Annotated in this window: 10 protein-coding genes; 5 read left to right on the forward strand and 5 right to left on the reverse strand. The window is 54.3% G+C overall.

What is annotated here, in order from left to right; genetic code table 11:
* Positions 1–117 precede the first annotated feature (117 nt).
* The 4 genes from xdhA (at position 118) to KHS78_RS20690 (ending at position 5,763) form a co-directional block, all read left to right on the forward strand.
* The gene (xdhA, locus tag KHS78_RS20675) at positions 118–1,548 is read left to right on the forward strand and encodes a xanthine dehydrogenase small subunit (RefSeq protein ID WP_211830836.1); all 1,431 of its coding nucleotides are present in this window, start codon (positions 118–120) and stop codon (positions 1,546–1,548) included.
* Positions 1,545–3,902: a xanthine dehydrogenase molybdopterin binding subunit gene (gene xdhB / locus KHS78_RS20680; RefSeq protein ID WP_211830838.1), complete on the forward strand. Its 2,358-nt coding sequence runs from the start codon at positions 1,545–1,547 to the stop codon at positions 3,900–3,902. The genes xdhA and xdhB overlap by 4 nt, the downstream gene beginning before the upstream one ends.
* Positions 3,892–4,740, forward strand: a complete 849-nt coding sequence (xdhC, locus tag KHS78_RS20685) for a xanthine dehydrogenase accessory protein XdhC (RefSeq protein WP_211830840.1) — start codon at positions 3,892–3,894, stop codon at positions 4,738–4,740. Before xdhB ends, xdhC begins: the two co-directional genes overlap by 11 nt.
* 288 nt (positions 4,741–5,028) lie before the next feature.
* Positions 5,029–5,763 carry a hypothetical protein gene (locus KHS78_RS20690; protein ID WP_211830842.1) on the forward strand — a complete coding sequence of 245 codons (735 nt, stop codon included), beginning with the start codon at positions 5,029–5,031 and terminating at the stop codon, positions 5,761–5,763.
* A gap of 497 nt (positions 5,764–6,260) precedes the next feature.
* Here the strand turns inward: KHS78_RS20690 and KHS78_RS20695 are convergent, their stop codons facing one another.
* Complete coding sequence (locus KHS78_RS20695) at positions 6,261–6,581, reverse strand: helix-turn-helix domain-containing protein (RefSeq protein ID WP_211830843.1); 321 nt, start codon at positions 6,579–6,581, stop codon at positions 6,261–6,263.
* 167 nt (positions 6,582–6,748) lie between these two features.
* On the opposite strand from KHS78_RS20695, the gene KHS78_RS20700 reads away from it, so the two are divergent.
* Positions 6,749–8,272 carry a flavin-containing monooxygenase gene (locus KHS78_RS20700; protein WP_211830844.1) on the forward strand — a complete coding sequence of 508 codons (1,524 nt, stop codon included), beginning with the start codon at positions 6,749–6,751 and terminating at the stop codon, positions 8,270–8,272.
* A 91-nt stretch (positions 8,273–8,363) separates the two neighbouring features.
* Here the strand turns inward: KHS78_RS20700 and KHS78_RS20705 are convergent, their stop codons facing one another.
* From KHS78_RS20705 to KHS78_RS20720, 4 genes are all read right to left on the reverse strand, one after another.
* Entirely contained in the window at positions 8,364–8,942 is a 579-nt protein-coding gene (locus KHS78_RS20705; RefSeq protein WP_211830845.1) for a hypothetical protein, read from the reverse strand.
* Between the two features lie 270 nt (positions 8,943–9,212).
* Positions 9,213–9,899, reverse strand: coding sequence for an MOSC domain-containing protein (locus KHS78_RS20710; RefSeq protein WP_343216951.1), 687 nt, complete (start codon positions 9,897–9,899; stop codon positions 9,213–9,215).
* A gap of 49 nt (positions 9,900–9,948) precedes the next feature.
* Positions 9,949–10,326 carry an SHOCT domain-containing protein gene (locus KHS78_RS20715; RefSeq protein WP_211830846.1) on the reverse strand — a complete coding sequence of 126 codons (378 nt, stop codon included), beginning with the start codon at positions 10,324–10,326 and terminating at the stop codon, positions 9,949–9,951.
* 178 nt (positions 10,327–10,504) lie between these two features.
* Positions 10,505–10,888, reverse strand: coding sequence for a hypothetical protein (locus tag KHS78_RS20720; protein ID WP_211830847.1), 384 nt, complete (start codon positions 10,886–10,888; stop codon positions 10,505–10,507).
* Positions 10,889–11,025 lie beyond the last annotated feature (137 nt).

Raw genomic sequence — 11,025 nt, forward strand, 5'->3', positions numbered from 1 at the left:
GTGCTATCCATTACTCCTTACATCGGCAGTAATCCTTTTTCTGCGACAGTTGGCCGAAGCCACTATGCTTGTGTACCGGAAACTCGAACAAGCGCTGTCAGGCAGGATGATAACGACGTGATCCGCTTTCACCTGAATGGGCAATGGCTGGAAGAATCGGCTGACCCTTCCATGACGGTATTACGCTATCTGCGTACACGCCAGACGCTGTGTGCAGCCAAAGAGGGGTGTGCGTCCGGCGACTGTGGCGCCTGCTGCGTCATTATGGTGGACCAGGATGAGCAGGGCGCCCTTCACTACAAAGCCATCAACAGCTGTATCGCCCTGCTGGCCAGCCTGGACGGCAAAGGTCTGATTACCGTCGAAGGCCTGAGTCATGATGACCAGTTACACCCGGTGCAGCAGGCCATAGTGGATTGCCACGCCTCACAGTGCGGCTTCTGCACACCGGGCATTGTCGCCTCACTGGCGGCCCTCTATCACAGCAAGGAGGGAAAAGCCGCCAATGACGATGAAATCCTGGTCGCGTTATCCGGCAACCTCTGCCGCTGCACCGGCTACCGGCCAATTCTGGATGCCGCCCGTACCATGCATCAGTACCCGCCACCGCCTGAATCGGCCCCGATCACCCAACTGAAACAACTCCTGAAGCAGACACAATGGTCAACACCCGCCCGTTCGGATGACTCCGCAGAGAACCGGAAACATCGACTTTTTCTTCCTGAAACGGAACATCAATTGCAGGCACTGCTGGCAGACTATCCCGATGCCTGCCTGTGGGCCGGCGGCACTGACCTGGGGCTGACGATCACCCAGTCGATGGAAACGGCTGATCCCCTCATCTGCCTGCACCGTGTCCGCAACCTGTACCGCATCACCGATGACGGCAACACCGTTCAGTTCGGTGCCATGGTGACCTACAGCCAGGCGGAGCCCTGGTTAAACGCCTGTTTCCCCGCCTTTGGCCGTATCCTGCCCCGTATCGGCTCCCGTCAGATTCGCAACCTGGGCACGCTGGGCGGCAATGTGGCCAATGGCTCACCGATTGGCGATACGCTACCTGTTTTCCTGGCCCTGGATGCACAGGTCAGGCTGGTTTCCGCTGGCGGCACCCGGGAGCTGGCCATAGAGACCTTCTTTACCGGCTACCGGCAAACCGCTCTCCGCCCCGGTGAATACCTGCAGACCATCATTGTCCCCAAACTGTCTACAGAACAATGGTTCACCGTGTACAAGGTGAGTAAACGCCGGGAAGACGATATCTCAACCGTCCTCATGGCTCTGCGTTTGGACATTGACGACTCCATCATTCAAAACGCCCGTATTGCCTGCGGCGGCATGGCGGCAACCCCACTGCGAGCCCGACGCACCGAGGCCGCCCTGACAGGCCAGCCGCTGATGCTCGCCTCTTTTGAGCAGGCAGCCACCCGGATTCCCCGGGACTTCACACCCATGGATGATGTCCGTGCCACGGCCGCGTATCGCCTCAGGGTCGCGGCCAACCTTGTGATCAGGGCAGGATTGGAAATCACGGGGACATCGCCATGAACCGGTTCGACGAAGCCCAGGACACACGACGACAACGCCCGGCTCGTGGCGTCAGCGGCCAGCGCATCCGCCATGACAGTGCGGAAAAGCATGTGACCGGCGAGGCGATCTACACCGATGACATACCGGAGCTGGCCAATACCCTGTATGCCGCAGTGGGGCAAAGTCAGGAAGCCCACGCCCGGATCACAGCGATGAATCTCTCCCCCGTGGAGGCGGCAGCGGGCGTTGTTGCCGTTGTGACCCTGGACGATATTCCCGGTGAGCAGGACATCGGCCCGGTCTTTCCCGGTGACCCTCTTTTCGCTGACGGTACCGTGGAATATGTTGGGCAGCCGCTGTTCGCGGTCGCTGCCACCAGTGTGGAAGCCGCCCGCCAGGCCGCCCGGCTCGCTCGCGTAGACTATGCGCCATTACCTGCAGTACTCACTATTCCGGAAGCAATAGAGCAGGAACACTTTGTCCGCCCTTCCCATACGTTGGCGATGGGAGATGCTGAACAGGCCATCACTGCCGCTCCCCATCAATTGTCCGGCGAGCTGTACCTGAAAGGCCAGGAGCATGTTTACCTGGAAGGTCAGATCAGCTATGCCATTCCAACAGAAGACCGGGGCATGCGGATTTATCTCTCCTCCCAGCATCCGGGAGCCATCCAGCATACGGTCGCCCGGCTGCTGGATATTCCCTTTAACCAGGTAGAAGTCGAAGTCCGCAGGATCGGCGGCGGCTTTGGCGGTAAGGAGACCCAATCAGCGGCCTGGGCCTGTATGGCTGCCCTGCTGGCCCACAAACTGCGTCGCCCGGTTAAGCTGCGCCTGCCCCGCCGAGACGATATGGTGATGACCGGCAAGCGACACGATTTCCTCAATCGCTACCGGGTCGGCTTTGATGATAAGGGGAAGGTGCTGGGGTGCCAGTTCTGGCTGGCAGGAAAATGCGGCTATTCACCGGATCTTTCCGATGCTGTCATCGACCGGGCCATGTTCCAGGTTGAGAATGCCTACTGCCTGAATAGCGTGCAGGTTGTGGGATTGCGCTGCAAAACCCATACGGTGTCCAACACCGCCTTCCGGGGGTTCGGCGCACCGCAGGGCACCGCCATTGTTGAATACATGCTGGATGATATCGCCCGAAAACTTGATCGAGATCCTCTGGATATCCGCCAAATCAACCTGTTCAGAGACGGCGACAAGACCCACTACGGCCAGACGGTTGAACATATTCTGCTGCCAGCATTAATCCGTGAGCTGGAAGCCACATCCAATTACCGTGCCCGCCGACAAGCTATCCGCCGTTTCAACACCCATCATCGCTACCGGAAGCGCGGACTGGCGCTGACGCCGGTCAAGTTCGGGGTTTCCTTCACCATCCAGTTTCTGAACCAGGCGGGTGCCCTGATCCACCTGTTTAACGATGGCAGTATTCACCTGAACCATGGCGGCATAGAAATGGGCCAGGGGCTGATGACCAAGGTGGCCCAGGTGGTGGCCACCGAATTCCAGGTGGATCTGGACCGTATACAGATCAGCGCCGCTAATACCCACAAGGTGCCCAATGCCTCCGCAACGGCCGCATCATCCGGCGCAGACCTGAATGGTAAAGCGGCGCAGGATGCCTGCCAGACTCTCAAAGCCCGGCTGGTCGACTTTGCCGCGAAACATTATGACGTGGCCTCTGATGACATTCATTTTGCCAATAACCATGTCGTGCTTTACAAGGAAAACAGTGCAGTAAGAATTCCGTTTGAAACCGTGGTCAAAGAGGCCTACCTGAACCGGGTTTCACTGTCTGCCACCGGCTTTTACCAAACCCCGAAAATTCACTACGACCGCGAGAAAGGACAGGGGCGTCCGTTTTTCTACTTTGCCCAGGGCGCCGCCTGCAGTGAGGTCGAGATCGACACCCTGACGGGCGAATACACGGTACGGCGCACTGATATCCTGCACGATGTCGGCACGTCGCTGAACCCCGCCATTGATATTGGCCAAATCGAAGGGGGATTCATTCAGGGTATGGGCTGGCTGACCACCGAAGAACTGCGTTGGGATGACAAAGGCCGGATACTGTCGGATAGCCTGGCGACCTATAAAATGCCTACTGCAGTGGATATCCCACAAATCTTCAACATCCGGTTATACGGCCATCCCAATGGAGAAGAGACGATTTACCATTCCAAGGCGGTGGGGGAACCGCCCCTGCTGCTTGCCCTGTCCGTCTGGCTGGCACTGCGGGACGCCGTAGCCAGCATCGCCCATTACCGCATCAACCCACCGCTGAACACGCCGGCAACGCCGGAACGGGTGTTTGATGCGATCCGTTATATAGAACAATGGGCGAGTCGTCATGACGGATAAGCGCTGGTTTGATGCCGTACAGCACTGCGAACAGACCGGCATCGCTTATGTACTGGCGACGATACTCGGCACCACCGGCTCCACACCGCGAGACCCGGGCAGCAAGATGGTCATCACCGCAGACACAACGTTTGATACGCTGGGCGGTGGCCACCTGGAGCTGGATATCACGGAAAAAGCCCGAGCGCTTCTGGTCAAAGGCATGGCTGGCAATCGAGTAGAACATCTGCCCCTGGGCGCCCGGCTTGGCCAGTGTTGTGGTGGCAGTGTCACCGTTTTGCTGGAATGTTTCATTCAACCGGGGCTGAACCTGGCACTGTTCGGTGCTGGCCACGTCGCGCAGGCGCTGGTGACAATCCTCGGAGGTCTGCCAGGCCCTGTGCGCTGGATCGATAACCGTCCTGAAATGGTTCCCAAAGCAGTGCCTGCCAATGTGCAGTTTTCGCTCGAAGAGGATCCGGTCGCTATTGTTGACCAGCTTCCAGCCAACAGCCAAGTGCTTATCCTGACCCACAACCATGCCCTGGATTTTGAACTGGTAAAAGCGGCGCTTCAGCTTAAGGACTGTTCGTATATCGGTTGTATTGGCTCAAAAGCCAAGGCAAAGCGTTTCCAATCCCGCCTTCTGCATCAAGGATATAGCCAAACACACATTACACGATTTAACTGTCCGGTCGGGCACCCGGATATTCCGGGAAAACGCCCTATGGAGGTTGCTGTGTCTATTGCTGCATCATTAATTGCTCTTATTAATAACAACATGAATCAATCTACTGAGATTCGCTCTCATGGTATTGAAATACACAAACAAATCATTAAAAAGCTGAACTGCCAATAGTGGTATTGAATCAGTCGTTAATTATAAATACCAATGCCCCCATCAGGTAGAAACCGAGACTAGTCTGACGATGACAGGCTAGTTGTCGTGCGGATTGTCAAGTCTACACGTGGTGGATATCAGAGTGACGTTCGCCTTGTATGCTGAGCTGTACAGTTTGTATTTTTATTCATGTTCACAGCGTCCTTTTGATAAATCAGAAATTACACCCTGTCTGTTTTTTGGAGACCACTTCACGTTGTAGTTTATAGTTAACCCACGCGTTCAAGCGCTATTGGAGACATACTCATGCCGTTTTGGAGTACCATACCATGCACCTTCAGCTCTCTGCCTACGTTTACTGATCCAGCGTACGTTCTAAAAGCTGGCGACATCGTGTTTCATGTAACGGCAGTTAAAAATGATGCGGTAAAGATTGGACATACCCTACTTACCGCCCAAAAAAAAACAACGTTGATGGTTCACTCAACAGCAGAGTGCGGTGTGTTTTCAAGTCATTTAAATGAAAAAAGATCCTTCATCATTTTCCGCTTTATTGGCGATAACAGCCCAAGTGACAAAGCTGCCAGGCTAGCCATGTCATGGTCCCGTGGCAATTATCTCCCGAGCCAGCACAAGGATTACGCCGAATTCAACGAACAGACAAGCCCGGAAGTAGGGTACACAAGCGCTCGCTGGCAATTATATCGTGGTTACGGCGCAGCATTGGGAACCTCTACGTTTGGGAGTAGAGCCAGAGCCCGGCTATCAAAGTATCGAAGCAGACCCGATACTGCCCCCAGAAATGCTAACTGTGCAGAGCTGGTCATACTGGCCTACCAGCTAGTTGTGGGGATTGAGGAGGAAAGTTACGGTTTTATCAAACTGGATGCCAAACATACTACGCCAGGGACGCTCGCACTGTATCTTTATAACAACCCGTTTTGGCAAATGGTTAGCAGTGGCTCGCCTGATGACGATGATACGGATGATCTTGATGACAGCTTTGACTTCTCGCAAATGGAAAGTGGGATCGCTCTATGATTAATACACAGATACAGGCTCTGCCAGTCTTTTTTCACAGACGATTCATTGCCAGACTGATAACGACGAGCTGACTCTGTGTCAGTACACGCATCCTGAGTGCTGTTGAAACACACTTATATTTTCAGCGCATACCTGAGCAGCAGCTTAACCAGTGTTTTACAGGCCTCCTCGGTAACGCATGAACCAATACGGTCATAGTCTTTTGGTGGCAAAAAACGACGTATCAATGGCAGGTTGTTGTTCAGATACATCACTGCCTTGTAACGCGCATCAATCTGCTCAGTGACGCATCGGGATAATGTTGCGGTTCCAGTTCATGCCGCCAGTTCCCTAAACAGCGTTTCCATTGACCCTCGTCACCCGGGAGCAGTGCCTGCCGAGCATAGGCTTCATAGACCTCTCAGGCTGTTTGAAGAATGGGGACCACGTTAAAATCAATAAAAAAGACCATGTATCAAGTCCCACATCACCGTCCCGTTACCTGCTTCATCCCTTCACTCGCTGAGAGCCAGATCGACACTGGCAAAAACATCCGCCAGATGCTGCTTCACCCAGTCCCTCCGATACATCCCCCAGTCACGCAGGACATAATACCCGGCATTGTGCTGCTGGCCTTTGAACCCGGTGTCACTGGCATGGTAATCCTGCACATACTCAACCGTGATCCCCCAGGCCGGCAGACGCTTGATCGCATCCTGCAGGGTACGGCGGGGCCAGTCTGTCCGGGCCTGCAGATTGGGTACGTTGGGATGCTCCAGAGTGTCGATCAACCAGGCCAGGGCCAGGTGGCGACAAAGGGTCGGGTTCAGCGCCATGGGTTCCTCCAGAATAACGAGCGGCAACTGTAACACGAAACCACCGCCAGACGGTCAGCAACTGCCGCCCTTATTGTCATTTCCGCACCGCCCCTTCACGAAACCATCGTTCCGTTTTAGTATTGACTGCTGCTGCTCATCACAATAAGAACAAGAGGCGCACCCCTATGTCAGCTCAGGACTCTCCCCTGCTGGATGTCGCGATTGTCGGCAGCGGCTTTTCTGGTCTTTGCATGGCCATCAAACTGAAAGAAGCCGGCATCCATAATATCCGCATCCTGGAGAAAGCGACCGAAGTCGGCGGCACCTGGCGGGAGAATACTTACCCGGGCGCCGCCTGTGATGTCCAGAGCCATCTTTACTCCTATTCCTTTGCCGGCAAGGCGGACTGGAGCCATGTATTCTCCGGCTGGGAAGAGATCCAGAACTATATCCTCGATTGTGCCACGCGTTACAGGCTGAAGGATCATATTCAATTCAATACGACGGTGACCGGCGCGCAATTCAGTGAGCAGGACGGCTGCTGGCTCATTGCCACAGAGGGTGGCGAACCGGTACGTGCCCGGTGCCTTGTCCTGGGCACCGGTCCCCTTCATGTACCCGCTATTCCGGCCATTCCCGGGCTGGAGAACTTTACCGGGGAAGTCTTCCACTCCTCCCGCTGGAACCATGACTATGACCTGAGCGGCAAGACCATCGCCTCCATCGGCACCGGCGGCAGTGCCATCCAGTATGTGCCGGAAGTCGCGAAACAAGCCGCAAAACTGCATGTCTTCCAGCGTACCCCCGCCTGGGTGATGCCCCGCAATGAGCGAGCCTATACCCGGCTTGAAAAGGTTCTGTTCCGTAAGGTGCCACTGTCGCGCAAGGCGTACCGGTCTATGCTCTACTGGATCAACGAATCCCGCGTTACCCTGATGCTGAACCCGCGGATCGCCAGACTGATGGAAGGAATGGCTCGCCTGCACCTGCGCTTCAAAGTCAAGGATCCGGTTACCCGCCAGAAACTGACACCGGACTACACCATTGGTTGTAAGCGCATCCTGATTTCTAACCAGTACTACCCGGCCTTCAACCGGGATAATGTGGAACTGGTGACTGACGGTATCCAGGCCATTCGTGAGAACAGCATTGTCACCGCCGATGGCAGGGAGCGTCCGGTGGATGCCATCATCTTGGGCACCGGGTTTGTGGCTGATCCCTGCCAATATATGAAACATTTCCCCATCACCGGCCTGAATGGCCAGCGCCTGCTGGATACCTGGAAAGACGGTGCGGAAGCCTACCTCGGCATGAGCGTGTCAGGATTCCCCAACCTATTCCAGATGGTCGGCCCCAACACCGGGCTGGGCCATAACTCCATGATTTTCATGATTGAAGCCCAGAGCCGCTACATTGTGGATGCCATTCAACACCTGAAAGCCAGGGGTGCGGGGTATATGGATATCCGCGCCGATGTTCAGCGAGACTTTAATACCGGGCTGCAAAAAAAACTGGTTGGCACCGTCTGGCAAACCGGCTGCCAGAGCTGGTACAAACGGGCGGATGGCAAGAACTTTACGCTGTGGCCGGGGACGACGTTCCGGTATCAGTGGGCAACCCGGAAAATCAATACAGCAAACTATACGTGGAAGGAAAAGGTCGACATCAACACCAAAACACCAACCAAAGCAGCGGTTACAGAATACTAAAAGACATTTTGCCAGCCCTCTGCTTCCTCTCGGCTATCAGAGGACAGGCTGGCATCAGTGAAACAAGGCGTATTGTGTTGCCAAGCGGCTGTCAGCGATACGTCTGAACTCGATAGGTACCATCTTCCAGATTATATTTCCAGATGGCAATCACTTCGCCCCTGGCATTTCGGAAGATTATGTCATTACCCATATTATCGATGATGGTCTGGGATGCACGATAACACTCTGCCTGAATAGCCGACTCTGCTAGCATGCGCGTCGTTTGCTTTTGCAGTGAAACGGTTTCGGCAATGGGGACAACCTCCCCAAAATGGAATGCCCGCATGGCATCATCCTGGGCCTGGTGCAAGATCCGTCCTGACAGAGCATCATCTTCACTGTAGCCATATATCGTCTGCTGCAATCCGGTTGTTGCATAAACCGGGATACTTTCTGCGCCGGACAAGGCTCGAGCAGCAGGCTTTCCGATCCGATCGGTTATTAACAAGCTGCTTGTAGAGGCCGAAGCAGAAAGATTGCGGGAACCATACACGCCTGTCTGGCTGGTCAGAGGCCGGCTTGCGTCAGGTTTTATCGCACTTGGCATCGGATGAGGCTGATCAATAGTCTGCCGAGCCATCGCCCATAATGTGTTTAACCGGTTAACTCTTCCGCTGACAGGGCCCATACTTTGTCTCTCTTCCAACAATCATCATTGATTGGTAAGACTCCCAGACAGGGACAAAGTTCCGTTGGTGTTATAGGCAGGTGACTGAAACTGTCAGTCAAACTGTATGCTCCAGACACCTTTTACAATGACTCTTAAGGAAATAAGCGTGTTTTTCAGTAAATTGCCATGGGGTTATGTGTGCGTGGGAAGATAAGCAGCGCAGCCTCGCTCACCATTGTGACGCCACACAGTTCAACCATATCAGCACTAACAATCACGATAAGCCAGCTACTCTCCCCGCCCCAGCAACCTGAAATGCCAGTTTTCCACGGTCTGAGTTTCCAGGCGGTGTACAACCTTGCTCATCCAGCTATCCGATAACGTCGTTTGCTGTCTTAACCTGCGCAATCCCGCCTCGTTGAGTGGATCACCGAAAAAGCATTCACAGACCTGCTGGATCGATAGGGCATTACTCTCCCGCTCATCCAGCACCAGCGCATCCTGCACACTCACCCAGCCCGGCTGGATGACACGGTACAGCCATCCACAACGGCTAAGCGCCTGCATCTCCACAGAAAAGCGCTCAATTCCCCAGCGCTGGTTGAGTTTATAACACGGCGACCGGGGCTGGCTGACCTCAATAATGGCCTCGCCCCAGCGATAACGGTCACCCAGGCAGATATTCTCTTCCAGCATACCTTCCGTGCTCAGGTTTTCCCCCATACCCGGCGCCATCCAGCCATGATGTGCACCGTATTTCTGTTGCCAGTAGGCATAATGTTCAAGGGGATACTGGTGCAATGCCCGTTCCCTTCCGCCATGGTGACGACGGTCGGCACAGGCATCCCCTTCCAGCCCTTCAAAGGAAAGGTACAGGTTGTCCCCAATCGCCACTTTATCAATGGCCGTTTCAACGCCGTAGCGTTGCGCTACCTTGCCACAAAAAACACCTTTCAGAATCATTGAGCCTTTCACACAGCGTCCAGTTACAACCAACGTATTGAGCCTATGAGAACGCAACACACTACTTCATGATTTGATCCAGCAATGCCCTGGCGCGATCCTTGTATTCCGCTTCGGTAATCACGCCATCGTCCAAAGCAGCTTTCAGTTTGAAGAGTTTTTCATCCGCGGCCTGGCGTTCTTTTTCCGATTTGTGTTTCCAGGCATTCCAGGCCCTGGAAATGGCCTCAATAGAAAACGTGCCACCCGTCACGGCGTATACGATGATCCACCCTGTCGCACCCACCGTACCGATCGGGGCAAAGGCCGGAACGGATAGCAGTATCCCAATCGCTGTGGCACCGGCCAGGAGGGATTTGATGAAAATATTCTCCTGGATCGATTGCGGAACGAAGTTGAAAACGATATCGCGGATCTGGCTGGCGGATAATTTCGGCATTATTGTCATGTCACTTTGAAGCTGGCAAACAGAGCATCCATTCGTCCGATGATACAACAGACCTGGCGCGAAATGATCCACTCATGTCATTGCTGATACCCGGCACTTTGGATAGCCCTGCATCATCGGCACGCCAGGAACGTGCTCCCCCCTGCACAACCGACAACACCTTCCCTCTTTATGCATCCTGAATAAGAGGCTCAAATTCTACCGTCATGAACGCCATAATATCGTCAAGCTTCTTCTCTGAAATAAGATCCAGACTCCGGTGGGCATCAAGATAGGCCAGCATAAAATTGATGTCATAGTTGCTCACATCACCAGGGGAAAGCTGGAAATCCCGCGCCCTGGCCTGCGCTGCATACCGGCTCATCGCCACCCGATCTTCTCTGGATTGCACCGCCCGGTTTTTTGCGGCAAACATGGCCGCGTACTTGAACAGGTTTTCCTTGGCGCCAGCACTCAATACACCAGACTCTGCCTCGGCCAGCTTGATGGATTCACTGATGGCATCAGCGATTTCTTTCTGCCAATGCTTGTTCTTTCTGGGTAACTTCGTCATAACTCGATTGACTAGAAGCCATCTCATAAATACTTCTTGGCAAGAATCATAAACCCAGCAAGCCTCAAAAAGCCAAGAAAATTCTCTAGCTTATACTCATAACGTGTAACGATACGCCGAAAATTGTGGAGCCAGGC

The organism is Kistimonas asteriae (genome assembly GCF_018263925.1).
GTDB classification, from domain to species: Bacteria; Pseudomonadota; Gammaproteobacteria; order Pseudomonadales; family Endozoicomonadaceae; genus Kistimonas; species Kistimonas asteriae.